This is a genomic window from Rhizobium zaerense (assembly GCF_051810725.1).
Taxonomy (GTDB): Bacteria; Pseudomonadota; Alphaproteobacteria; order Rhizobiales; family Rhizobiaceae; genus Rhizobium; species Rhizobium leguminosarum_I.
The window spans coordinates 2958221-2983033 of record NZ_CM132690.1 but is presented as its reverse complement, the minus strand read 5'-3'; the positions used below and the strand labels follow the sequence as shown (position 1 = coordinate 2983033).

At 60.0% G+C, this 24813-nt stretch carries 19 protein-coding genes and 5 pseudogenes; 11 read left to right on the top strand and 13 right to left on the bottom strand.

What is annotated here, in order from left to right:
• Nucleotides 1-55: 55 nt before the first annotated feature.
• Together ACS4RR_RS14440 and ACS4RR_RS14435 are read right to left on the bottom strand one after the other, a co-directional pair.
• Nucleotides 56-469 (bottom strand): hypothetical protein, encoded by a 414-nt coding sequence (locus tag ACS4RR_RS14440; protein WP_456188941.1) that lies wholly within the window; start codon nucleotides 467-469, stop codon nucleotides 56-58.
• Nucleotides 470-623: 154 nt separating this feature from the next.
• The gene (locus ACS4RR_RS14435; RefSeq protein ID WP_456188940.1) at nucleotides 624-1127 is read right to left on the bottom strand and encodes a cytochrome b; all 504 of its coding nucleotides are present in this window, start codon (nucleotides 1125-1127) and stop codon (nucleotides 624-626) included.
• Nucleotides 1128-1278: 151 nt separating this feature from the next.
• Here ACS4RR_RS14435 and ACS4RR_RS14430 point away from each other — a divergent pair, with 151 nt between their 5' ends.
• The 4 genes from ACS4RR_RS14430 to ACS4RR_RS14415 all read left to right on the top strand — a co-directional run bounded on the left by ACS4RR_RS14430 (nucleotide 1279) and on the right by ACS4RR_RS14415 (nucleotide 3108).
• Nucleotides 1279-1605, top strand: coding sequence for a hypothetical protein (locus ACS4RR_RS14430; protein ID WP_456188939.1), 327 nt, complete (start codon nucleotides 1279-1281; stop codon nucleotides 1603-1605).
• Nucleotides 1606-1644: 39 nt separating this feature from the next.
• Entirely contained in the window at nucleotides 1645-2079 is a 435-nt protein-coding gene (gene copM / locus ACS4RR_RS14425; protein WP_222291149.1) for a CopM family metallochaperone, read from the top strand.
• An 11-nt stretch (nucleotides 2080-2090) separates the two neighbouring features.
• A complete protein-coding gene (locus tag ACS4RR_RS14420; RefSeq protein WP_456188938.1) occupies nucleotides 2091-2423 on the top strand; it encodes a four-helix bundle copper-binding protein in 333 nt (110 codons plus the stop codon).
• A gap of 112 nt (nucleotides 2424-2535) precedes the next feature.
• On the top strand, nucleotides 2536-3108 hold the full coding sequence (locus ACS4RR_RS14415) for a cytochrome c (protein WP_456188937.1): 573 nt from the start codon (nucleotides 2536-2538) through the stop codon (nucleotides 3106-3108).
• A 73-nt stretch (nucleotides 3109-3181) separates the two neighbouring features.
• On the opposite strand, the gene ACS4RR_RS14410 is transcribed toward ACS4RR_RS14415, so the two are convergent.
• Together ACS4RR_RS14410 and ACS4RR_RS14405 are read right to left on the bottom strand one after the other, a co-directional pair.
• The gene (locus tag ACS4RR_RS14410; RefSeq protein WP_222383978.1) at nucleotides 3182-3862 is read right to left on the bottom strand and encodes a peroxiredoxin-like family protein; all 681 of its coding nucleotides are present in this window, start codon (nucleotides 3860-3862) and stop codon (nucleotides 3182-3184) included.
• Between the two features lie 74 nt (nucleotides 3863-3936).
• Entirely contained in the window at nucleotides 3937-7182 is a 3246-nt protein-coding gene (locus ACS4RR_RS14405; RefSeq protein WP_456188936.1) for an adenylate/guanylate cyclase domain-containing protein, read from the bottom strand.
• A gap of 272 nt (nucleotides 7183-7454) precedes the next feature.
• Here ACS4RR_RS14405 and ACS4RR_RS14400 point away from each other — a divergent pair, with 272 nt between their 5' ends.
• Both ACS4RR_RS14400 and ACS4RR_RS14395 read left to right on the top strand, forming a co-directional pair.
• Complete coding sequence (locus tag ACS4RR_RS14400; protein ID WP_162117165.1) at nucleotides 7455-7706, top strand: ribbon-helix-helix domain-containing protein; 252 nt, start codon at nucleotides 7455-7457, stop codon at nucleotides 7704-7706.
• A 2-nt stretch (nucleotides 7707-7708) separates the two neighbouring features.
• Nucleotides 7709-8059: a type II toxin-antitoxin system RelE/ParE family toxin gene (locus ACS4RR_RS14395; protein WP_407766337.1), complete on the top strand. Its 351-nt coding sequence runs from the start codon at nucleotides 7709-7711 to the stop codon at nucleotides 8057-8059.
• Between the two features lie 209 nt (nucleotides 8060-8268).
• Here the strand turns inward: ACS4RR_RS14395 and ilvB are convergent.
• Nucleotides 8269-9988 (bottom strand): annotated as a pseudogene (gene ilvB, locus ACS4RR_RS14390) (biosynthetic-type acetolactate synthase large subunit).
• Nucleotides 9989-10410: 422 nt separating this feature from the next.
• Nucleotides 10411-11498: pseudogene (locus ACS4RR_RS14385) on the bottom strand (LacI family DNA-binding transcriptional regulator).
• Between the two features lie 348 nt (nucleotides 11499-11846).
• Here ACS4RR_RS14385 and ACS4RR_RS14380 point away from each other — a divergent pair.
• The 4 genes and pseudogenes from ACS4RR_RS14380 to ACS4RR_RS14365 all read left to right on the top strand — a co-directional run.
• Nucleotides 11847-12809, top strand: a complete 963-nt coding sequence (locus ACS4RR_RS14380; RefSeq protein WP_017964330.1) for a sugar-binding protein — start codon at nucleotides 11847-11849, stop codon at nucleotides 12807-12809.
• Nucleotides 12810-12888: 79 nt separating this feature from the next.
• Nucleotides 12889-14430, top strand: coding sequence for a sugar ABC transporter ATP-binding protein (locus tag ACS4RR_RS14375; RefSeq protein ID WP_407766339.1), 1542 nt, complete (start codon nucleotides 12889-12891; stop codon nucleotides 14428-14430).
• Between the two features lie 43 nt (nucleotides 14431-14473).
• The gene (locus ACS4RR_RS14370; RefSeq protein WP_456188935.1) at nucleotides 14474-15499 is read left to right on the top strand and encodes an ABC transporter permease; all 1026 of its coding nucleotides are present in this window, start codon (nucleotides 14474-14476) and stop codon (nucleotides 15497-15499) included.
• A 523-nt stretch (nucleotides 15500-16022) separates the two neighbouring features.
• Nucleotides 16023-16334 (top strand): annotated as a pseudogene (locus tag ACS4RR_RS14365) (OB-fold nucleic acid binding domain-containing protein); the annotation flags it as partial.
• Nucleotides 16335-16394: 60 nt separating this feature from the next.
• Here ACS4RR_RS14365 and ACS4RR_RS14360 read toward each other — a convergent pair.
• From ACS4RR_RS14360 to ACS4RR_RS14330, 7 genes and pseudogenes are all read right to left on the bottom strand, one after another.
• A pseudogene (locus ACS4RR_RS14360) lies at nucleotides 16395-16754 on the bottom strand (helix-turn-helix domain-containing protein); the annotation flags it as partial.
• Nucleotides 16755-17101: 347 nt separating this feature from the next.
• Nucleotides 17102-18475 carry an ISNCY family transposase gene (locus ACS4RR_RS14355; protein WP_456188934.1) on the bottom strand — a complete coding sequence of 458 codons (1374 nt, stop codon included), beginning with the start codon at nucleotides 18473-18475 and terminating at the stop codon, nucleotides 17102-17104.
• 372 nt (nucleotides 18476-18847) lie between these two features.
• Nucleotides 18848-20998 (bottom strand): mechanosensitive ion channel family protein, encoded by a 2151-nt coding sequence (locus ACS4RR_RS14350; RefSeq protein WP_456188933.1) that lies wholly within the window; start codon nucleotides 20996-20998, stop codon nucleotides 18848-18850.
• Nucleotides 20999-21101: 103 nt separating this feature from the next.
• A pseudogene (locus tag ACS4RR_RS14345) lies at nucleotides 21102-21269 on the bottom strand (DUF599 family protein); the annotation flags it as partial.
• Nucleotides 21270-21325: 56 nt separating this feature from the next.
• On the bottom strand, nucleotides 21326-22282 hold the full coding sequence (locus tag ACS4RR_RS14340; protein ID WP_456188932.1) for a 5-oxoprolinase subunit C family protein: 957 nt from the start codon (nucleotides 22280-22282) through the stop codon (nucleotides 21326-21328).
• Nucleotides 22270-22977, bottom strand: coding sequence for a 5-oxoprolinase subunit B family protein (locus tag ACS4RR_RS14335; protein ID WP_170278032.1), 708 nt, complete (start codon nucleotides 22975-22977; stop codon nucleotides 22270-22272). Before ACS4RR_RS14335 ends, ACS4RR_RS14340 begins: the two co-directional genes overlap by 13 nt.
• A 111-nt stretch (nucleotides 22978-23088) precedes the next feature.
• Nucleotides 23089-23868: a LamB/YcsF family protein gene (locus ACS4RR_RS14330; RefSeq protein WP_260058601.1), complete on the bottom strand. Its 780-nt coding sequence runs from the start codon at nucleotides 23866-23868 to the stop codon at nucleotides 23089-23091.
• 363 nt (nucleotides 23869-24231) lie between these two features.
• Between ACS4RR_RS14330 and ACS4RR_RS14325 the strand changes: the two genes are divergently transcribed.
• Nucleotides 24232-24753, top strand: a complete 522-nt coding sequence (locus ACS4RR_RS14325; RefSeq protein ID WP_017964342.1) for a PAS domain-containing protein — start codon at nucleotides 24232-24234, stop codon at nucleotides 24751-24753.
• The last annotated feature ends 60 nt before the right edge of the window (nucleotides 24754-24813 follow it).

Below are 24813 nucleotides of genomic sequence, written 5' to 3'. Positions count from 1 at the left end.
GCCCGAATGCGGGGCAGGCGACCGACTGGACCCGATCGAGCGGGCGCGTCTCTATTCAGATATTGGGGGGACGGTGGAGAGTCGGAAGTTCCCCAAGTGTCGTCCGGTCGTCAATAAATTCCCGGATGGAATTCACGATGGGTCCGCCGACTTCGGGACCTTCACAAATGATGCCAAGCCCGCCGCAGAAATCCTTGCAGCATTCCTGCTTGACCAGCTTCGATACGCCATCTGCATCATCACCGACGTCGCCCTGCGAATGGTCATGAGCAGCCATCTTCGTCATGTCATGGCCATCGTGATGCTGCATTGCATCGGACTCGGACAGTACCGCTGCCACCTCGGGGAAGGAGGAGCCATGCATCGCGGCGCTGGCGTTCGACAGCGAGTACCCTGCCAGTGATACGACGATCACCAGCCGCATCATCACGAGCAGCCTGCTCATTGCGATTCGGTACATCTTGCCCATGCTCCTCGAACTACATGCAAAGCAGATCGATTTCAATTGCGACTCATCTGTCGTCGATGTTCGCGTCCTTTATGTGGCACGGAACCGCCCGTCCCGTTCAGTCCTGGTGTTCTCAGCCATGAGCGGCCGCTGCGTCGTGCTGATATTCGCCACGTTACAGATCCTCGGCTGACCGCTTCCGGCGCGGGAACACCATCCGGTCGACTGTCTCGTCACGGACGACGAGCGTGTGCCAGATCGCCGCGGCGAGATGCAGCGCCACCATCGCCAGGATGATCTTCGACCCGACGACGTGGTACGGCGCGATCTCGAACCAGAAGTAGCTCGCGACAAATCCCATGCAGGCCTGTCCGATGATTGCGGCGTAGAAGGCGTGATGAAGCGTCGCGGCGGCTCGCCCGGTCCATGTGCCGGGCGCGCCGGTCTCGGGCGGGTGAAGGACACGAAGAGCCAGCCGCAGGCCCATCAGCAGGCCAATCGCCATTCCCGCGTAGTTGTGGAGCTGGTGCTGGACGACGTCCCAAGGCGATGGCGTCATGCCCATGTGGACGGCGTGGTGGGTTCTCTCGATGCTGCCGCCCGTCAGATACTGGACCGGCACCAGGAGGGCGATCAGCCAGTGAAGTCCTATCTGGGCTAGCGAATAACCAGGTTTCATCGAATTTTTCCGAGCGAGAGGCGCAGACTAGCCGGCGATCGTTAATGCTTCCTCATAGGCCGTTGCCAAAACGCAAGGCCGCCACAGATCACTGGTACTGTGGAACATTACCGCTGCCGCACAGTTCGGCGCCCGAAGGAAACCCAGCCGAATGAGACTTGGAAGCATCTTCCGGTACGCTCAGCTTTTGGTCGTCGCTCTCCTGGTGACGGCAAATCCTTTCGGCATGGCCACGGCGCGAAGCGTTCCAAGCCAGCACTGTGCCGTCGTGGGTGAGCGTGATCACCATGTGCGGCACGCCCACGGCATGCAGGCCGGGTGCTGCTCGGCGATGCACTGCTGTCCGATCCTTCCGGAACTTGCCAAGGTCGCGGCTCCGCGCTTTGAACCGGGGAAGCATGAAGCGACGCAGTCCGTCGACAGGCCGCTCCTGCTGATCCGTGCGATCGATCCGCCGCCCCGATTTCAGACGGGCTGACACGGACCAAACAATCAACCAGATTTCGGAGATCGAAACATGAAGACGTTCACCAAGCTTGCCTTGTGCTCGGCAGTCGCCGCCTCCTTCGCAATCCTGCCGTCGGGCGCTTCCGCCCAGTCGACGATGGCCTATCCGGAGAAATGCAAGTCCGAAAGCATGAACACCGACATGTCGAAGATGGACATGTCGGGCGGCATGCCGATGGGCGACATGACCGAGTACCAGAAGGCGTCGATGGACGGCATGAAGGACATGCACATGAACATGATGCAGGGGATGATGAAGAAGGACGCCGACGTTTCCTTCGTCTGCGGCATGATCGCCCACCATATGGGCGCGATCAGCATGTCGGAGGTCGAACTCAAATACGGCGACAATGAAGAGGCCAAGCAGATGGCCAAAAAGGTCATCGAAGCCCAGAAAAAGGAGATCGAAGAGATGTCCAAGTGGGTGGACAAGGAAGCCAAATAGGAGATTGAGCCATGCATCGCATGTCGACCGAGATGAAAGCCTGCATCGACAACTGCCTCGCCTGCTACAGCGAATGCCTGTCGATGGCCATGGGCCACTGCCTGGAACTGGGCGGGGAGCACACCAAGCCTCCGCACTTCAAGCTGATGATGGCATGCGCGGAGATCTGCCGGACCTCTGCGCACTTCATGCTGATCGGCTCGGAGCACCACAAGCATTTCTGCCGGGAATGCGCAGAAATCTGCGGCCAGTGCGCCGAAGACTGCGCGCGGGTGGGCGACATGCAAAGCTGCGTCCACGCCTGCCGCCGTTGCGCCGATAGCTGCCGCAAGATGGCGGCGTGATCGGGGAAGGCGGTCTCCGTCCGCCCTCTTCCTGCCCAAATGAGAACGGATATCCGGTGAAGCCACGGATATCCGAAGCAAGCGGCATGGCCCGGTTAGGAGCGCAGCGTTTATGAAACAGGCCGCTTACATGAAGAAGGTTGGACTGCTCTCCGTCGTGGGAGCAGTCCTGATGGCGAGGGTTCCGTCGCCAGCCGCGGAGGACCTCGTCTCCCGTCGACAGGCGGACATGAAAGCCATGGCCGCCGCGGCGAAGACGATCTCCGGCATGTTCAAGGATCCGGCCGCCTATAAGGCCAGCGAGTTCAAATGGGCGGCCGACACCATCCGTGACAAGTCCGGGAGCGTTCTCTCCGCACATTTCGCCTCCGAGGCCGCCAATCTGCAGTCGAAGGCCGGGCCGCAGTCGAAGGCCAGGCCGAACATCCTCGAAGAGCGCGACCGGTTCGACCGCATCGCCAACGATCTGCGCGACTACGCCGTCGCACTGGATGCCGCCGCGCAGAACAACCCCGGGCCGATGACTGCCAGCATGCGCATGAAGCCCGGAGAGGCCATGGGCGGCGGTCCTTTCGGCACTCATGTTCGCAACGAGCAGGAGCTGCTGGCAATGCCGGCGGAACACGCGTTCCACCTCATGCTTCAGACCTGCACGACCTGCCACGCCAGGTTCAGGATGGAATAAGGGCGATCATGCGGGACCGGGAATGGCTCGCCTTGTTCAAGCGCCCGACCTTTCAAGCACGGCCTCATTCGCTTCAAACAGCCATGTTCGACGCTGCCGACATCACTTCCCGAGGGGCGGGACCGCCGAACATATGGCGGCCATCCTCCTCGACTTCCGTGAAACACCAGCGCACGACGCCATCTCGATCGAGCAGGAATTCGCCGACGAGTTGGCCGTGGCCGGTGGCGATCATCTGCTTGTCATCCTCGGTAAACTCATAGCCGTCCGCCTTGTCGAGGAATTCCGACGCCGCCATCGGGTCCATAGGCGCTGGAAGCTCGCCCGGCATGTCGATGCGCATCGACATCACCGTGTTCATGCTGACTTTGCGCGGCCACTCATTCTCATCTTCGGTGAACTGCAGATTCGGCAGGCCGAAGGCCCTGTGCGATACCCGTTCCGGGTCCGAGGCCGCCAGCAGATTGGGAAGCGGATGGTAGCGGAAATAAAGGCGGGCGCGCTCGATCGGCGTGTTGACGACGGTCAGGCTATCGATGCCCTTCTCCTGCAATGCGCCGGTGAGTTCGGCCATGGCGGCGATTTGCCGGCGGCAGAAGGGGCAATGCAATCCGCGGAACAACCCGACGAGCACCGGCTTCTGGCCGCGAAAATCGTCGATGGCGACCTTGCCCTGGCGGGTGATCGCATCCAGCACCACGTTCGGCGCGCGATCTCCCGGCTGCAATGGTCTTGCGGCGTGGTTCTCCTGCATGTTTCGTTCCTCCCTTTATGTTTTTGAATCGATTTGCCAAATCGATCTCCGGCGATCACTGCAACGAGGACAGGTCAGTCGAGAAACGGCAAGACGACGAGCGTGCCTGGATCGAGGTTGTGGCGGATGCACACATCCTGCGCCAGCGTGAAATACCGTTCCGCCTCGTCCATGTCGTCATGCTCAAGGCTGAGTGTCGCCAAGCCATCATAGCACGGAAAGAGCAGTTGCGGTTCATCAATTTCCTTCGCAACCTCAAGGGCTTCCTCGTAATACTTATGAGCTAGCTTCGGCTGCCCGTGGCACTGATGAATCTGGCCCAGCACGATCAGCGGCACGGAGAGATGGTCGCGTTGATCAAGCGCCCGGTCGATTTCGACGGCCTTCTCCGCCGCCGGTACACCTTCGGCGGCGCAGCGATCGGTGAAGGTACAGCATGCAACCGCGAGGTTGGCGAGAAGGCGCGCCTGGAAGCTGAGATCGCCGATACGGGTCGCAACCTCCAGACCGCGCCGGCAGATTCTGATGGCGTTGGCAGGATCGACAATCGTGTAGAGAACACCGAGATTGGAATAGGCGCGACAGGCGGCACTTTGCAGATCGGCCTTTTCGGCAACCGAGAGGCTGCGCTCCACTTCCTGTACGGCCTCGCGGCGACGTCCGAGTCGCGCAAAGGCCGCACCCTTGGTATTCAGCGCCTCCGCCATCGCTCGCGCTGTCTCCCGTCCGGCCTCGGTCGTCCCGTCGATCGGCAGCGTCTGCAGGCATTGCAGCGCCTGCGTCGCCCACTCGGCGGCAGCGGCCTGATCCCCCATGCGGAAAGCCAGATGGCCGCGCTCCTGCAGGACATGGGCACGTTCGACCGGCGCATCGATCGTTGCGATCATCACTTCGGCTTCGGCCAAATGTGTCTCCGCTAGATCGCGGCGTCCTGCATCGAGATGCAAACGGCCGATCTTGCGCAATATCCTCGCTGCGGCAATAGGATCGTCTTTGGTGCGGTGGATCGCCAGCGCTCGCTGATAATGGTTCAAGGCGGCGTCGCGCAGGCCCGCCGGGCCGCAGAGATCGGCAAGACGCTCCAACAGCGCCAATTGCTCCGATGTCACCTCCGCCTCGTTCGCGAAGGCCGCAAGGGCCTGACGGTAGAGGCGCATTGCGTCGTCATTGGCGTAGGCCTTGCGCGCCAGATCGCCCGCCGCCATCAGATAGGTAGCGCCCTTGGCCTTTTCGGTGGTCATGCTGAAGTGATGGCCGAGCTGCGCCAGATGCTCGGGCCGGTCGGGCGCCGCACCATATTGACGTTCCAGAACCCGGCCGATCCGTTGATGAAGCTCCATGCGCCGTTGCAGCAGGAGATTGTGATAGATGACGTCATGCATCAGCGTCTGGCTGAAGCGATAGCCCGGCGGCCCGCCGGCATCCGGCCCACGCAATTCCTCTATGATATTCGCATCGCAGAGATGATCCAATGCGGCATCGATGGCGGCTGGGTCGGTGGCGATGGTGCGGAGCAGGGCGGTATCGAATTTCGGGCCGACCACCGCCGCTTCTTGCGCCAGCCGTCTGATCTCCTGTGGCAGACGATCGACGCGGGCAAGCAACAGGGCTTGCAGGTTCACCGGTATATCGACATCCGTGTCTTCCGCTGCGACATGCCAGCGCTGGCCGTCATTGTGCAACGTGCCCATGTCGATCAGCACCCGAAGGATTTCTTCGATGAAAAGCGGATTGCCGCCGGCGCGGTCGAGGATGCGCTTGCGCATCGTCGCCGGCAACTTGGCATAGCTCTCGCCAAAAAATGCAGCAAGCAGCTTCTGCCCGTCGGCCGCAAAGAGAGGGGCAAGACGCTGCACGGTGACGCTCACACGATTGGAGTCCAGTGGGTCGGTCTGCGATGTCGGCCGGTAGATCGCAAGCAGCATCAACCGGCTGCGCTCCAGCCGGTCCATCATGAAGCGAAGGACTTCCAGCGAGGCAGCGTCCGCCCAGTGCAGATCCTCGATGACAAGCAGCAGGGGACCTTGCGCCAGCCGCCGCTCGAAGACGGTGCGGACGGCATAGAAGATCTGCCGCCGCAGCTGCTCCGGCTCGATGTGCCGCAACGCGCCATCGGGATCGCCGAGGCCGAGGACATGCAGAAAGAGCGGCAAAAGTCCCTCGACCTCCTCCTGCGTCAGATCGAGCGCGCGGAACCCTGTTGCCAGCAATTGCCGCGCCCTGTCGAGATCGTCTCGCTCGCCGATGCCATAGGCGCTGCGCACGACCGCGCCGAGCGTTCCATAGGATTGTTCGCCGAGGGGAGAGCAAGTCGCTTTGCGGATGGCGAGGCCCTGGAAACGAGCGGCATTGCTGGCTATCGCGACGAATTCGTTGACCAGCCGCGACTTGCCGATGCCCGCTTCGCCGATCAGGCGGACAAGCTGCGCAGCACCACCGCAGGCAAGATCGAGGCATGTCAGCAACCGCGATATTTCCGTATCCCGTCCGATCATTGGCGCCTGAAGGCCGAGACTCTCGAGCCCGCGCGCCGTGTGCGGCGCTTCCGACAGCCCTGTCAGCCGATGGACAAGGACGTTTCCGCTTTTGCCGCGCAACGCCTGCGCACCGAGACTCTCGAAGGCGAAGGCATGGCGGGTGAGGCGATAGGTCAGCGGCCCGACAAGGATGTCGTTTTCGCCGGCCATGGATTGCAGGCGTTGGGCGGTGTTTACCGTGTCGCCGGTCACCGAATAGGATTTTGCACTGACCGCGCCGAAGCCGCCGGTAACGACAGGGCCGCTATTGATGCCGATATGCAGACGCAGCGGCACGCCGGCGCGGGCGTGCCAGCGCTCGCCGACCTGCGTCGCCCGACCGATCATATCGAGTGCGGCACCGAGCGCCCGGACCGGATCGTCCTCATGAGCGACCGGCGCGCCGAACAGCGCCAGCAGCGCATCGCCGACGAACTTGTCGACGAAGCCGCCATAGGCCTCGACTGCCTGGGTCATCTCTTCGAACAATTCGTTCTGCAGCACGCGCATGACTTCGGGGTCGATCTGCTCGCTCAGCGTCGTGAAGCCGCAGAGATCGGCGAAGAGCACGGTTACCGGCCGCCGGTCGGCGTCGCCCTCCGATTTAGACAGTGCCGTCTCGATCTTAGGCTTCGTTGCGGGTTGGACTTTACCGGAAATCGGCGCGCCACATTGGGGGCAGAAGGCGAAATCGGGCTGACAGGGATTGCCGCAGGCGGCGCAGGAAAACGGCTGCCTTGCGCCGCATCGCGGACAGAAAGCAAAACCGCTCTGAATATCGAAACCGCAGCCGGCGCACTCCATCGCACGCTTCTCACGAAAGCCCAAACTGTTACGGCTATTTCAGCCGCAATCAGCGGGCCTCAAAACAGGGACAAGCATGAACCTGCTGCCCCAGGCCCGCAAGCGCTAAACAAGCGGCGGACCGACGATGATGATCTTGTTCAAATGATCCCTGAGACAGCCAGGCTGCCGAGCGGGTTCGAAAGACCATATCGCGATCAAATTCTTTGTGATGAATATTGACGATATATGCTACGCTTCCCACGATAGAAGAAGAGCAAAAGGGTAAGCCGATGGCATCAGGCAGCATTCATGTGAAGGTCAGCGGCGCGCTGCAAGACCACATTCAACAGCAGATCGGTGACGACGGCCTCTATGAGAATGCGAGCGAGTACATTCGCGCCCTAATCCGACGCGATTTGCAAACGCGCGACGAGGCATGGGATGGCCTGCAAAAGGAACTTGCACCTGCGATGCGTGCCGACGACAGCGAGTTTGTCGCCGTTTCCGCTGAAGACGTTATCCGCCGCAACAAGCGCCGCTGAGCATGGCAGCTTATCGGTTTTATCCACGCGCTGATGCCGCGCAAGACAAGATTTGGCGCGACACTTTCGAGGCGTGGGGAGAAAAGCAGGCAGATGCGTACATTCTCGGACTGCATGTTTATTTGCAGCGTTTATGCGAAGATCGGCTGATCTGGCGACAGCTTCCGCAACGCCTGGCGGTTCCCGCAGACATCAGGCGTCGGGCCTATTTCAGCCGCTATGAGCATCACTACCTATTCTTTCGGGAGCTTGAGAACGGTGATCTCGGCGTCATGAGCATTCTTCACGAACGGATGGATTTACCGGTGCGGCTTAAAGAGGACTTGGCCGCGCTTTCAAACAAAGAGTCATGACACAGTATCTTTGATCGGAGGGCGGGTATCTGGAATTTCTCGGGCAGCAATTCGGCGTGTCTGCGGGCTGAAGAAAATCGATCCCATCAAACGGTACAAAGACATGATCGAGACGCCAGTCTCGATCATGAGGTCCTTGGCCAGCATCGATGATGACTGCGGTTCGCAGGATCGCACGGCTTGCTTTTGGCCTGTTCGATCACCGGCCCTTACAGCCGATCGGTGCCGGCGCACCTCGCAACCCGGCAGTGAAGGAGCACCGGCCGGTCCGCGTCGATCATCTCCTCGATCCTGCCGTCGAGTTCGCTCGGGCTCTGGCAACGAAGGCCGACGGCGCCATAGGCTTCCGCGAGCTTGGTGAAATCGGGCAGTGAGGCCGAATAAGAGCGCGCTCGACTGTTACCATCCGGCATCGGATCCCATTCTTGCGCCATGCCCGGATACTCGTTGCTCAAGACGAAAATCTTGATCGGCGCTTGATGCTGTATGGCCGTCGACAGCTCTTTCATCGTCGTTTGCACCGAAGCGTCGCCGGCAATGTCGATGACAAGGCGCCCGGGATGTGCGATCTGCGCGCCCAGCGCGGCGGGAAGACCGAAGCCCATCGTCCCCAATCCACCGGAGGTAATCCAGCGATTGGGTTTGTCGAAGCCGAAGAACTGCGCCACCCACATCTGCTGACCGATCTCCGTGGCGATGATGGGGTCGTGCGGCTTTGTCAGTGCATGCAGGCGCTCCAGGGCATGTTGCGGCATGATTGCATGGTCCAGCCGCTCGTAGGAAATCGAATGGGGAGCTCGCCAATGATCGATCTGTGTCCACCACGCACGCAACCGCTTCTGGTCGGGCACGGTGGAAAGCGACCGCCAGGCATGGATCATATCCGCCAGCACATGCGCGGCGTCGCCCTGAATGCCGATGTCAACGAGAACGCGTTTGTTGATCGACGAGGCATCGATATCGATCTGGATTTTCTTCGAACGAGGCCAAAACTCATGGACGCGCGAGATCGCAAGATCGTCAAACCGCGCGCCGATGGCGACCATCAGATCGCAATCGCCAATTGCCATATTCGCTTCGTGCGATCCGTCCTGTCCGGCGACCCGTAGCCAGTTCGGCCCGGTAGCCGGATAGGCCCCAAGCCCCATGATGGTGGACGTTACCGGAAAGCCGGTGAGGTCGATAAACTCGCGCAACAATCTCGACGCCTCCGGTCCGGAGTTGATGATGCCGCCGCCCGTATAGATGATGGGTCGTCGGGCTTCGGCCATCAATGCGACAGCTGCCCGGATCGCGTTCTGATCGCCATGCATTGCCGGCTGATAGCTCGGCGGGGGAGCTACCTTGTCAGGTGCGACGTAGGTTCCGCTGGCAAACAGCACGTCCTTCGGCATGTCGACGAGAACAGGGCCGGGCCGACCGGCCGCCGCGATCCGGAAAGCCAGGTGGATCGTTTTGGCCAGATCGTCGACGTGTTTGACCAGGAAATTGTGCTTCGTGCAGGGACGAGTGATGCCGACCGTATCGCATTCCTGAAAAGCATCCGTGCCGAACATCCGTGCCGATCAGACTAGTCGGCACCTGGCCAGCGAGGCAGACGATCGGAATGGAGTCCATAAGGGCATTCTGCAGTGCGGTAACCGCATTTGTAACGCCCGGTCCCGATGTCACCAGCATGACGCCAACTCTTCCGGTCGAGCGGGCATAGCCTTCGGCCGCGTGTCCGGCGCCTTGTTCATGGCGTACCAGGAAATGTTTGATGTCCTCCTGTTGGAAGATTTCGTCATAGATCGGCAGCACCGCTGCGCCGGGGTAACCGAAAATATGTTCGACACTATTGTCGCGCAGCGCTTGCAGAACGATCTCGCCGCCGTTCATGCGACGATCAGAAGGGGTGTTAAGGGAAGAGTTGGCTTTCTCGCCGGTCATATCTGGGTTCCGTCGTGAGTGAGGTGATGGGTGCGACGGGGCATAAAAAAAGGCCCCGTCAGGGACCAGTTTTCGGCGCATGGGTGGCTATTGCCGGACGATCAGACCGTCCTGCCCATGCGCGATATCACCACTACGAGAACCATTGCGATTTTCATGGCGCTAGAGCTAGCTCCAAATCTACACGTCGTCAACGTCGCCTCTGCGCAGATTGTATCTGTGGTTGAGATTATTTGAGATCGGTGGTTCGTCAGTGACGACGCAAGGGCAGGGCGATCCGTTCGCCAGCCTATTGACCAAAGGCAAGCTCTGCCCGTTCTATCGCTCGGGAAGTGATTTCGACCACTTCCTCCAATGTGCGCCGGTCAGGGGTTCCGAGCGAGCTGGGCTCCACTCAGCGGATGAGTGGCCCGGCGCGAACGCTATGGCGACGTATATGCGCCATCGAGGATCTGCCGCGCCTCGGCTCGCGGCGCGGCGACGGAATGACGCTTGACGAGCGAGCATTCGAGCTTCGCAATGGGATAGCGCTTGCCGGGCGTATTATCCGGGTTGAGATGTTCGATTGCCCATTGCCCCATGGCAAGATGTGGAAGGACCGAGGTCGTCAGAGGGGGTACGAGATGTCGCGCAATTTCTTCGTCGTCATAACCCACCACCGACATGTCCTGGGGAATGCGAAGCCCTGCATCCTTGAGCGCTTCGTAACACCCGATGGCAGTGCGGTCGTTCTGGCAGAAGATCGCGGTGGCCGGCTCTTTCAGAGCAAGCAGTTTCATCGTGGAGGCATAGCCGGCACCGGCCGACCAGTCGCCTTCAATAACCAATTCCGGATCGAAAGGTATATCGGCGGTCGCTAGCGCGCGGCGATATCCCGTCAGCCGGTCCTGCGCCGCCTGCATCCAGATTTCGCCGGTGATCGTCGCGATACGATGGTGTCCGTGCATGATCAGATGGCGGGTGGAGCTCTGCCCCCCGCGATCTCGCTCGGCACCACGGCGGGAAAGGCATGGTCCGCCGTATAACAGTTCAGCAGGACCGTCGGGATATTAAGCTTGCGGACATAGGAAGGAAGCTCCACCTGGCGGGTATAGATTGTCATATATATGAGCGCCGATATGCCTCCGCTCGTCAACGCCTCGATTGCTTTCGGCTCCATCACGGGATCACTGAGCGTTTGGGTTACCAGAAGGACGTTGCCGGCGTTCCAGGAGGCTTGCCGCGCGCCTTCGATCGCAACGATCGCTTCCGGGCTGGTGGCCAGTTGATCCACGGCGAAACCGATGACGTTGTCCAGTCCCGAATAAGAGGCCTTCGTCGTATAGGTCTTCTCCATATAGCCGAGCGCGCGCGCCGCCTCCAATACGCGATCACGCGTCTGCTGTGAGATGCGGGTGCCGGGTGTGTCGTTGAGGACGAAGGAGACGGCCGCCTGCGAGCAGCCAGCCGCCGCCGCGATGTCCATCATCGTCACGCGCACAGGCTTATTTTCGGTCTTGGGCTTTCGCATTCGTGGAAACTGTCTCTGCTTGGGATAACCGTTCAGGGTTGTTGATCGTCGTTTTTGCTAATTAATATTAGCATCTATCTGAAAGCGCTGGCAATTGCATGAATTGTTGCAACACTATCGATTGTTGGCAATGCCATTACAAAATTACCATCCCAGCCATTGCCCGATGAAATGTTTTGATCTGCATTGATAATACTATTTACTAATTAAATTTCTTGTATACCGTCAGGGAGCGATCGGAACCTATGCCACTCGTCGCTTTGCGACGGCCCTGGGAGGGGGCGCGCATCCGGCCGGCCGTAAATCGGAAACGGGCCCGTGCAACTGCGGCCCCTCGGGAGGTGTATTATGAAACAGCTGAAACGCAATGCAGCCTTGTTTTTCGCCGGGTTGATGCTGAGCGCGGCGCCGATTGCCGTATCGCATGCTGCCGACAAGCCGACACTCGCATTTGTCGTCAACGGTGCATCCGACTTCTGGAAAGCCGCAGAGGCGGGCGTGAAGAAGGCGCAGGGCGAGATGCCCGACTACCAGATGGAGCTGAAGTACCCTGAGCAGGCATCTGTCGCCGTTCAGCAACGGCTTATGGAAGACTTGGTCAGTGCCGGCGTCAAGGGGATCATGGTTTCCGCAGTCGATCCCAAGACCCAGACGGACGGCTTGAACAAGATCGGATCGCAGACTGCTCTCTTCACCACAGATAGCGACGCGCCGCAGACCAACCGCGTCGCCTATATCGGCTCATCGAATATCGACGCCGGCATGCAGGCCGCCGAAATCGCCAAGAAAGCGATGCCGGACGGCGGCAAATGCATCGGCTTCGTTGGCCTGCTCGGCGCCGACAATGCCAAGGAACGCATCCAGGGCATGAAGGACGGCCTGAAGGGCACGAAGATCGAGCTGACAGATGTACGCGGCGACGATATCGACCAGACGCGCGCAAAGAAGAACGTCGAGGACGCGCTGGTGGCCAGCCCCGACGTCACCTGCATGGTCGGTTTCTATTCCTACAATACGCCGCGCATCTATGAGGCGTTGCGCGACGCCGGTAAACTCGGCCAGATCACCGTCGTCGGCTTTGATGACGATCCGATCACGCTCGGCGGCGTCAAGGAAGGCACGGTCGCAGCGACCGTCGTGCAACAGCCGTTCGAATGGGCCTATCAGGGCATGAAGCTGATGGCGGCCTACCTCAAGGGCGACAAGTCAGGCGTTCCTAGCAACGGCTTGATCATCATACCGACGGTAATCATCGGCAAGGATGACGTTGACAAATATGCCGCCAGCCTGAAGGCCATGGCTGGAAAATAACTCTCCGTCGCGGCGGCGGCACTCGCCGCTGCCGCGAGGGACGTCCCATGCCGACAGCATTAGCAGCTATGGACAGGCGATGAACCACAGCTCCGACTTCCCGTCACCGGACGCGCTTGCAACGCCGTTCCTTTCGCTTTCCGGCGTTGGCAAGACCTATCCGGGCGTCGTTGCGCTTGAGGGCCTGTCGATCGACATCATACCGGGCGAGGTCATCGGCCTCGTCGGCGAGAACGGAGCTGGAAAATCGACGTTGATGAAGATTCTCGGCGGCGTGATCGCACCCGACCGAGGCACGATTCTGCTCGACGGAGCAGAGCTTCGTTTCCTCACTGTGGAATCGAGCATCGCATCCGGCATCGCCTTCGTTCACCAAGAACTCAATCTCTTTGAGAATCTCGACGTTGCTGCCAATATCTTCCTGGGCCGCGAACCGCTGAAGGCGGGACCTTTCAAGCTCGTCGATCGCAATCGGCTGCGAGACATGGTGAAGCCGCTCTTGAAGCGGGTAGGGGCTCATTTTTCCGCCGACACACCCGTGGCATCGCTTTCCCTTGCCGAGCAGCAGATGGTGGAAATCGCCAAGGCGCTGTCCATCAACGCCAGGCTCGTCATCTTCGACGAACCCACGTCCAGCCTGCCGCTGGCCGAAACCGAGCGTCTCCTGAGCATTATCAAATCGCTGAAAGCCGACGGCATCAGCGTGGTTTTCATCTCGCATCGCCTCCACGAGGTTGAGCGCGTCGCAGACCGGGTCGTAGTCCTGCGCGACGGCACGCTTGTGGGCACGCTTGCCAAGAAAGACATCGGTCACGACCAGATGGTCAAGCTGATGATCGGCCGGGTGCTTGCGGCCCGGACCGCAAAACCGCAGCGCTCGCCCGGCTCGGTTGCGCTGAAGGCTAGCGGCGTGCGCACCGAGGCCTATCCCGGCCGTCCCGTTGATCTGGAAATCCGGTATGGAGAAATCATGGGACTTGCAGGGCTCGTGGGGTCGGGCCGCACCGAGCTTGCAAGGGTACTCTTCGGCATTGACCGCAGCTACGGCGGAGCCATTCTGCAGGACGGGCGGCAAATTGCGATCAGGTCTGCCCGGGACGCCGTTGCTCGTGGCATTTTCCTGGTACCGGAGGATCGCAAGCGCAACGGCATTCTTCTTGATTTCCCGATCGCCCAGAACATAACCCTTGCCGATCTCCCCAAGCTCTCCAGCCGCTTCATGCTTTCTGCTGAGCGGGAGAGGGCGGCCGCCGAAAAGCAACGCGTTCGCCTCGGTATCAAGGCACCCTCCGTTTCGTCGCGAACCGGCACCCTGTCCGGCGGCAACCAGCAGAAGGTGGTGCTTGCCAAATGGTTGTCGATGAGCCCGAGGGTGATGATCTTCGACGAGCCGACACGCGGCATCGATATTGGCGCGAAGAACGAGATCTATGGCCTGATGCGAGCGCTTGCCGATGCCGGAGTGGCGGTCCTGATGATCTCCAGCGACATGGAAGAGGTGATCGGCGTTTCTGACCGCATTGCCGTCATGCACGAGGGCCAGATCGCCGGCATATTGGAAGAGGACGAAATCAGCCAGGAAAGCGTCCTTTTGCTTGCCGTCGGCAAAAGGGTAAAATAGCGAATGCGGCCAGCATAAATAAGTATCGGGGGATGGATTTCGAATGATCAAAAAAGATCTCGGACTGCTGCTTTTGATCGTCGTCGTCGGTATCGTCGTCGCCATCATCAACCCGCGCTTCCTGCTGCCGATCAACCTGGCCAACACCGCCAACCTGATCGGCCTGTTCGGCATCCTGTCGATCGGCCAAGCCTTTGTCATCATCACCGGCGGTATCGAGCTTTCCGTGGGTTCGCTCGTAGCACTTCTCGGCGTGCTGTTCGTCGATTTCATCGCGGTCCAGGATATGTCATGGATGCTGGCGCTACCGCTCATTCTCGCGCTCGGCGCGGTCATCGGCGCCGTCCACGGCTGGCTGATCACCAGGCTCAGCCTGCAGCCCTTCGTCGTCACCCTCTGCGGCCTCCTGATCTATCGTGGGGCAGCGCGCTTCTATACGGCCGACGGAACGGCGGGCTTTGCTTTCGGCCAAAATTTCCCGGACCTCGAATTCCTGACCGCCGGACGGTTTTACGGCGTTCCCAACACCTTCATCGCACTCGTCATCATTGCCGTTGTCATGTGGGTCATGCTGCATCGCTCTGTCTTCGGGCGTTATCTTTACGCGATCGGGAAGAACGAGGAGGCGGCCCGCTATTCCGGTATCCGTACCGGCCGCATGGTCATGTCGGCCTATGTCATCTGCGGGCTGCTGACGGCGCTATCGGCGATTTATTTCGCCATGTACACGCGCTCGATCTCGCCGGCGAGCCATGGCCAGTTCTACGAACTCTACGCGATTGCCGCTGCCGTGCTTGGCGGCTTTTCGCTCCGCGGCGGCGAGGGGTCGATCGTCGGCGTCGTGCTGGGAACGGTCCTGCTCCAGGAGTTGCAGAATCTCGTGAATCTACTGGGTATACCCTCGTCGTTGAATTTCGCTGTCATGGGTGGCGTGATCCTCATCGGCGTCCTGATCGACCAACAATGGCACGCGATCCGCGCAAAGCGCCGCCTCGTCTTTGCCGCCCGGCAGGCCGAAACCCGTCTTTCGAACGAAAGCAGTTTGCCAGTGGTTGCGAATCAGGACTAGGTCAGTGGATGGGGGCAATGCGTGTCGTGACCTTGCCCCGTTGAAATAATCCGATTTGCAAGATCAGATCGAGCGGGTGAGGGGCACTGCCGCTTTCACGGACATGAATCCGTGATCGGCCGCAAAGGAAAAGGCCTTTTTTGTGAGCGATAACGGACAAAAGATGCGAAGATATCTACTTAGCTTGATAAAAATCCTTATGATAAATTAGAAGAAATATGGATTTTATGCCATTCTATCCGGGCTTTTAATTTCCGTATTTGCGTGGATTCCTCTTGTAATTGTGGCGACAACTTTGTCCTCTGAGTTCGCAATCGGGCCGGTGCTTGCGAATTTGTGTGTCCTTCTTGTATTTGCGCCTGTTGTTATATTATTTTATGTTTCATTTGCTTTGTTAGTTGATGAGGTTTCCGGATATTTAACGAGGCGAACCGTGATTGGAAAAGAACATGGTTCTCTTAAACGCAAAATTCGGCAGATGGTGGGGTCGGAAAGAGATGCGTAAAGCAGACGGCAAAAGCAGAAACGGAACATCGTCACCTGCCAGGAAGCGATGAACGCCCGCGACGGCCGCTGGCTCATGACGGCCGGCCTCGTCCTTGTCCGCCAGAAGCCCGGCTCCGCCAAGGGCGTCATGTTCCTGACGATCGAGGACGAAACCGGCCCGGCGAATGTCGTCGTCTGGCCATCGCTTTTGGAAAAGAGACGCTGCGCTGTGCTCGGCTCGTCGATGATCGCGATCAACGGAAAGATTCAACGAGAAGGCGACGTCGTTCATCTGGTCGCTCAGCAGTTCTTCGATCTGAGCGGTGACCTATCGGGTTTGGCGGATCGCGGCATCGCGCCGGCCGAGTGGCTGGAAAACCCGCTTCTTGCGCTCGCGTCGCGAGACTCAGATGCTGGCCTCGGTCATCCATTGCCGCAGCGTCTCCTTGGCGACCGAGATCTAATGCGGCTCGATCAGCTTCTCGCGCGCCAGCGCCGGACCGAAATCCAGATAGCGTTCGCGGATGAGATCCAGCGCCGCATTGCGAAACTCCTCGCTATGGCGCCGATTGCTCGGCTGCGATCGCTTCTTGGAAACAAGGCCGGCTGGACCATCCAGGTCATAGGCCTGCAGCAGCCGATGAACCTGACTTCGACTGAGGTCGAGCAGTTCGGCGGCCTGGACGACGCTCAGGCGCTGATCACGGATCTTCTGGATGACTTCGAGGCGATGCAGTTCTTTCTGCGACATGGTGATCATAAAGGACATGGCGACTCCGAACGCTCATGGTCTCGACCAGGCTGAAGGTCGTCATCCTTGCTCCCGACGTTGGCATTGACCAGAGCGTCGAGAGGCGAGACTGTCGCATCTCTAACTGGCCCAACTGTCGCATTACTAAATAGCCTCTACATACATTGTGGCGGCAGGATTGAAATGTCCGCCGTTGCGCAAAGTTAAAATGTCACTTTGGGCGCGGTGTCAGCCATTTAGAAATGCGACAGCCGAGCGCCGCCGACCAGCCCCCGACCGGACCGGCTGGACCGGGTTGCAAGGGAAGGGAGGGGGCGGGTGAGATGCTCCCCTTCGGCTTTAGCTTTGACAATTGGAGCAGCCAGTCATTCCGCCGCATCGAGGTCAGAGAGCGCTTGTCGCCGTCGGGCAATGACGGCGGGATCGTTCATGAAATCCTTCCGGCGTCCGGGCCCACGAGCACGCGGCACATAGCCGTTCTTCTCGCTGTTGGTCTTCACCTTCGGCGTTGGCAACTGATCCTGCCGCTCCTTGATGTAGGCCAGCACATCGCCGAGCCGCTTGTTCTCGGTGATCGCCGCATGCGTCACCCGCTGGTCCTTGTCGAACGTCCTGTAGGGCAGGGAATGCCCCTTCCACCGGACATCCAAGCGACCATCCGCATAGGCATAGGTCTCGACATAGCGACCAGCCAAACCACGCGTCACCTCGGTCTCCTCCAGCATGATCCGCTTGCGTTCAAACGAAAACGTCAACTGCGCCCCGACATAACGCTGCTCACGCTTGCACAGAATGTCCTTCAGCCGGTCCGACGCAAGATTCATCGGCCGATGCAGATTATCGGGCCGGGTAGGGACAATCGCAAATCGCGCATTGTAGCGCTCGATGAAACCGGACAGGAAAGCGTTGCCGTCGTCCATGCCGGAAATCCCCGCCAGCCGCAGTTCTTTGACCAGCCGATCCTGCAGCGTCCGGTTCATCCGCTCGACGCGACCTTTCGCCTGGCTCGAATTTGCGCAAAGAATCTCGATGTTTAGCTCACAAAGCGCCCGCCCGAACTGGGTCATGCCCTGGCCGCCCTTGGCATCCTTCTTCGCCACCCGGAACACCGAATGCTTGTCGGAATAGAAGGCGATTGGGGCGCCGTGATGCTTCAGATAAAGCGCCAGCGCCTCAAAGTAGCTGAAGGCGCTTTCCGAGCGCACAAAGCGCAACTGCATCAGCTTGCCCGTCGCATCGTCGACGAACACCAGCAGCGAGCATGGGTCGCCGCGATCCTCGAACCAGCGATGTTCGGACCCGTCGATCTGCACGAGTTCGCCATAAGCCTCGCGGCGCAGCCGCGGCTGATGAAACGTCCGGCGCTGCTTGCGCGACAGCCAAAGCCCAGCCTCCGTCATCCATTGCCGCAGCGTCTCACGCGACACCGTCAGCCCATCGAGCTCGGCAAGCTTCTCGGCGGCCAGCGTCGGACCGAAGTCGGCATAGCATTCGCGAACCAACGTCACGGCGTAATCGCGAACCCCGTCACTGATCCGATTATTCGACGGCCGGCCGATCGCTTTGTGCCGGATCGACGCCGCACCACCCGTGTTGATCCGCTCCAGCAGACGACGCACCTGGCGCGTACTCAGATCAAGCACATGTGCCGCCGACACCATCGTCATCCGGCCGGCGATCACTTTCGATAGAATCTCGATCCGTTGCAGGTCGCGCTCGCTCATCGTAATCAGTCCCATCCGCAATCTCCCAGGTCATCAAACCCGGGGAGAGTGACATTCCAACTTTGCAGAAACAGGACGCTTCAACTTTGCGGCTACATACATATATCGCATAAGATAGATTATGGAACCACCGAATGCCTTTTGATTACAATGTCATACCTTCGTCATCCATCTCATGCACCCACTCTTTTAAAATCGGCCTGCTCGAATTTGCATCTTGACGATCCAGCACATCGACGAGTTCATCTGCGGACGTGCCCTCATGGAACAGCTGATCCCAGCCAGCAGACTCTTTCGAAACCCGTGTCTCGGACGACGCCCACTTGGTGACAACGTCCGGATCAGACTGTTGGGCATTGACGGGATTCGACGGAAAGCTCGCCGTTGCTACTCCTCAAGTGTCGGGATGGCTTTCGATGGTCTTTGCAGCTCCGAGGCGGCAGCGGTTGCCGCTGCATCGGCGGGACCGCCGGAAACATGGACGGTCGGCGTTGCAAACTGGATGCCTTTTTCTGCGAATGTCTTCTTGAGCATGGCGAGCGCCTTTCGGCGAACGCCGAACTGTTCGCCGGGTTTCGTCATGAACTTCAGCCGTATCTGCACACCATAATCCGCCATCTGCTCGATCCCCTGCATTTTCAAGGGCTCGATGATGTTGGGGCCGAGTTCGGCATCCTCCAGAAGCTCAACGCCGATGCGTTTAATGGTCTTGCGGACCTCCTCAAGGTCGCTGTCATAATTCAGGGTGAGCGTGATGATGTCGATGACCCAGTCACGGCTGAGGTTTTGCACCGCTCCGAGTTCGCCGAAGGGAACGATGGTGACCGGACCGCGGTGATGGCGCAAGCGGATCGATCGCAGCGAGAAACCTTCGACCGTGCCTTTATATTTCGCCGCCTGGATGTATTCGCCGATGCGAAAGGCATCGTCGAACAGATAAAAGACGCCGGAGATGATGTCCTTGACGAGTGTCTGCGCACCGAAGCCGACGGCTATACCGACGACGCCAGCGCCCGCCAGCAGTGGTCCGATCTGGATGCCAACGGCATCCAGGATCATCAGGAAGCCGACAGCGCCGATCGCCAGGAACAGCACATTGCGAAGAATGGGAAGGAGGGTATTCAACCGCTGACGCCGGCGCGCGTCGGGTCCGTCCTGATGTCCCCCCTGCTCGCTTCGCGACGCCACCGCCATCTGGCTGTCGATCAGCGTGCTTGCGAGCTTCCAGATAACGTCGGTCACGAGCAGCACGATAACAATGCGGATTCCTGCGCGGATCAAACGCGTGGTCACCGTTTCGGCTGCGGCGAGATCACTGAGATTGACATTCCACGCGCGGGCAATGAGCAGCGCGGCGACCACAATGAGGCCGTTCCGCAGCGTTTGCATGATGACAGCAGACCATCCGACGATGGCCGGATCTTCCACCGCCTGCTCGTCGCCGGATTGTATGATGCGACGAATGATATCATGAGCCACCGAAACGGTGAGCGGCAGAAGCGTGACGACGACCACTGTCCAGAATGCCCCGCGGAGCCCGGATACCCATAACAGCCACGATAGCAGGATGCTCGCGCTGAAGCCGACACAGACAAGCCGGTTGACGGGCGGCCCGTCAGAACGAAAGTGCCGCAGCCAGATCATAACGATCAAAGCGATTGAAACGACAACAAGCCATACTGCGGCAAAGAGATCGGCCAAGATCGGTGAAGCGCCGATCGTCCCGATCACTTCAATGGTGGCCCAGCCAGCCGCCAGCACTGCGACGATTCCGAGGAGCCAGTAGTACCAGAACCAGGCAAGCGAGGTAACAAGCGTCAGAAGCCGCATATGCGGCAGGCGGGCGCCTGGCGCGATGACAATGCGGCCCACAAGCACGCCAAGGCGCACCATGAGCGCGGCTGATAGCAGAATGAGCGCGATATCGCGAAATACGGCAGGCCATGGAAAGAGGATAAACGCGCCGAGGCTTCCGATCAGGTAACCGACCAAGGCGAGAAGACCCATTGAAAGCCGGGCGGCGTGGAGCTTGATCCGCTGCCGGACGGTTCCGGCAGGTGCGTTCAGCACGAAATGGAGCAGCCCTCGCCCTGACCACCAGGCAAGGCGCTGGGCTACGAACCCGCCCGCGACGAAGAGTATGACCGCCAAGATCAGGCCGAGAGGTTCGATACGATCATCCGTTTGGAAGACCCGGATCGCCGACTGTATCTGCCCGGGAAGGGTCGGAACGGCATCGACGAGTGTGATCAACCTCTGGCGCAAATCCTGTAGCGATGTTGCAATCGACGTCGGTGCCGCCTCTTGCGAGACTGCTACCGACTGCGCCGGTTCCTGATTGCCCGGAACGATCCGATTGACCAGCGCTCGTCCGGAATCATCATTCGGCAATTCGATAATAACCCGGATTGGCGCCGAGGAATTGGTCGGCTCAGCCGCCGAGGCGGGGTTTGCGCTCGCGAGCAGAAGCGTTGAAAGTACTAGCGTCAGAAACGCGCACACTCTGCGGAGGGGATGACGGTCGTCGATGATGCGCATGTGGCCGTGGTCCCCGCGACGGTATCGTCGCTTTTGCCGGGTTGGTCGAAACTTCGGACTTTGTGAAGCGTTGCACGACCAACGTCAATCGACGAACCGGTCTCTAATCAAGCAGCTTCCGTATGGCCATATTCCCTTTTGCAGCATCCGACCAGGATTGACGCCAGATCAACACGCCGACGCTGAGGATGGTGGCAACAGCGAAGGGGATTGGCCCGATAAACCAGAAGGCGGCTGCGATGGTGAAATAGTAAGACCGGACACCGGCAGCTCCAAGTGTCTATCGCCGCCCTGCCCGTCAGATCGACAGGCCTATGTTCGGTCGTCCTATGGTCCGTCGTGGATTGCCGCGAGGTAACGGGACATAGTCGAAGCCCGAAGCCGAATGTGCTCGATCGCCTGCTGCGGCGTCACGGCCAGGAAACCGACATGGTCGCGTGGGCGCAGCTGAACGAAGGCGTCCAGATCGCAATCCACCACCGTGGCGATCTTGGGATATCCTCCGGTCGTCTGGTGGTCGGCCAGCAGAACGGTGGGAACACCGTCTCCGGCGACCTGTACCGAGCCCCGCACGATCGCTTCCGATGGCATGTCCAGCGCCGCACTTGGCGCAAGCGACGGACCTTGGAGGCGTACGCCCATGCGGTCATAGGCGTCGCTCAGGCGGAAAGGCGACGAAAGGAAATTCGACAAGATTTCTTTCGAGAAGAACCGATCCTGCGGACCGACCACCACATGCAGCTCGGATCGCGGTCTTGCGATGACCGGACATGTGATCGGACCATGTCGATCATCCCGCACGTCCGGATCGGCTATAGTGAGCGTCTGTCCGGCTGCAAGGCGCCCGCCGCCGAGCCCGGACAGGCTGTGCGTCGACATGCTGCCCAGCCAGGTCTTCGCCTCGATATGACCGGCGAAGGCCAGATACGTCCAGCTTCCCCAGTATCCCGGACGGATCGCCAGCCGCTCCCCTGCCCTCAAGGTGGCGACCATCCATGCGCCGCGCTTGTCGCCGGCATGCTCGACGATGAAGCCTCCTCCGGCGACGGCGAATGTAACCTCCCCCGACAGGCAGTCGAGAACCAGGCCGCCCATGGAGACTTCGATTGCCGGCTGACCGGCAGGATTGCCGACGGCGGCGTTGGCGGCGGCAAACGAGGTCCTGTCCATCGGACCGGAGGCCGGGACGCCATAGCGCATCAATCCGTGACGTCCTTCGTCCTGGACAGCGACGTGAGGACCCGCGAAGTTGATTGCAAGGACAGCTTCGCTCATGCGGGGCACCTCGCGTCGAATTCGGCCCTCGATATGCGGCGGAAACGCACCGCGTCGCCGACGTCGAAAAGGAACGGACGGTCGTCGGAAGCGGCGTCGAGAATCTTCGTCGGAGAGCGGCCGATGATCCACCAGCCGGTCGGCATGGTGAGCGTGCTCACCAAGCATTGCGGACCGGCGATCAGCACGCTTCCGGCGGCGATGCCGCGAATAGGCGCAGGCTTCCTCGGCTGCTGAATGGCTTTGGGCACGCCTGCGAGGTAGGCGTATCCTGGAGCGAAGCCGTACATGAAGACGCTGTAGTCGCCAGAGAGATGGGCGGATATGACGTCTTCCAGCGATAATCCGCTCGCCTCGGCGACGGCGGCAAGATCGGGCGCAAGATCAGGGTCGTAGCAGACTTCGATTTCGCGCATCGCTCCAATCGTCTCTGGAACCTCAGCCGCCAGAAGCTCGGCAATGGCCGCTTCCGTCGTCCGGTGATCAGCCACGAGCGGATCGAAGCATACGAGAATGCTGGCATAGGCCGGAACGGCTTCGACGAATCCTTCAAAGGGTGCCGCCTTCAAGGCGGCATCCAGCTTGACGACCTGATCGTGGATCCGCTTATCGATGGTCGCGCCGAATTCGACGAGCACCGCGTGGCCGCCCACAGGACGATAGTTCGGAACGCTGCAGGGGGATGCGGACGGCTCCTGTGACAAATCAGCCGGCGCCTTCGATCAGAATGAAATCCGCATCCGCTGCCTGCGCGCAGGTCCCATAGGCGTCCGGATCGGTGACGGTAACCTCGGCAATAAGATAGCCTTTTGCCATCACCTGTTTTCCTTTGTCGGTTGGAGGAATGGTGCCACCTCGATGCCAGCCTTTTGCAATTCCCTGCGCACGTGGACGGCCATGGCGAGCGCTCCTGGGCTGTCCCCGTGAACGCAGATCGAGTGCGCATCGAGAGTGATCGGAACGCCGTCGACCGTCGGCATGAGGCCGCTGGACAGGTACTCGATCAATCTCGAAGCTGCCTCCGCGGGATCATGGATCATCGCTCCCGGCAAGTTGCGCGGGACGAGCCGACCGGTGGAGAGGTAGCCGCGGTCGGCAAAAATCTCGCTGAACACGGTCATTCCTGCATCGCGGGCCGCATGCTCAAGCTCTGTCCCGGAGATCGCCAGTATAGCAAGTTCCGGCGAAATCGCTCGGGTTGCGCGGATGATGGCGTCGGCGACCGGCCGTTCGTCGGCCGCCCAATTGGCGAGTGCCCCGTGCGCCTTGATGTAACGGACTCGGGCGCCTGCCAGAGCCGCAGCTCCCATCAGCGCCCCTATCTGCGTCGCCACAAGCTGCTCCACTTCCCGGATGCTCAAGGGGATGAGGCGTCGTCCGAAACCTTCGCGATCTGCAAAGCCCGGATGAGCACCGGCGACGACACCCCGCTCGCTTGCAAGGGTAAGCGTCTCCACCATGGTTGCCGGATCTCCTGCGTGCCCGCCACAGGCGATGTTCGCACTGGTGACGACGTCAAGGATCGCCTTGTCGTCGCCCATGCGCCAGGGTCCAAATCCCTCCCCCAGATCAGAATTGAGATCGATTTTTGTCATGATTTCCGTCAACCCTTCGCGCCGGTCTTGTCAGCTTCGTCGCATTCTGGAGCGTCGAAGCCGAGGTGGAGCACACCTTCGCCCTGCGCGTCAAGAAAACGACGGCTGCTGGCTGCGCGTGGCGAGCTTATGTGGCGGTCTCGGGCCGCCTTTCGCGTGGGGCTTCGGTGGCAAGCTTACCATTGATCCGGCACAGATCGAACCCATCAAGCGTGGGTTCCTTCCAAGCGAGGAATCCTTAAATCGATTCCGATTTGAAGAATTATGCAGTAAGATCGGCGGCGAAATGGTCGAGCACGTCGTATTCTCTCAAGAGCCGATTTGATCGACGAGCAGCAGTGGCGCGCAGAATGTGGATGCGGAATGAACCTTGTCGACAGCATCGGCACGTCCGAATTTTCCGTTGCCGAAGAGCCTGGCATATTCACCTGGGAATTGGCGACCGACAAGGTTTATGCGGATTCGGCGCTGGCAAACCTCTTTGGGCTCGATCCGGAACAGACCCTCACGGGGCTGCCGGTCATACGATACCTCGACCGGATTCACCCGGACGACAAGCCATCTGTGGCCAAGGCGATTTCAGAATCGGTGATCACAGGAAATCCGTATCGCTGTGATTATCGTGTATTTGATCGAAGCGGGCAAATAGTAGCCGTGGCTGCCTTCGGCCGCTGCTTCAGGGATGAAGCCGGAAACCCGTCGCAATATGCGGGCATCGTATTTCCGACGAATGATCACGGGGAGCAGGACGAATTATCTGCTCACTGCAGGGCGGCACTGAAAATTGCGCGGTCATCCGGCCTGCAGGCGACAGCCGATGCGCTAGAAGCGATTCTCAAAGAGCTTGCCAAGCCGATGCCTTCGGACACCGTGCAGGTTCATTGATTCCTTCGGCGCACTGGTAGCTTTTAAAGCATGTCACGCTGAAGGGCGGCGTTGGCAATC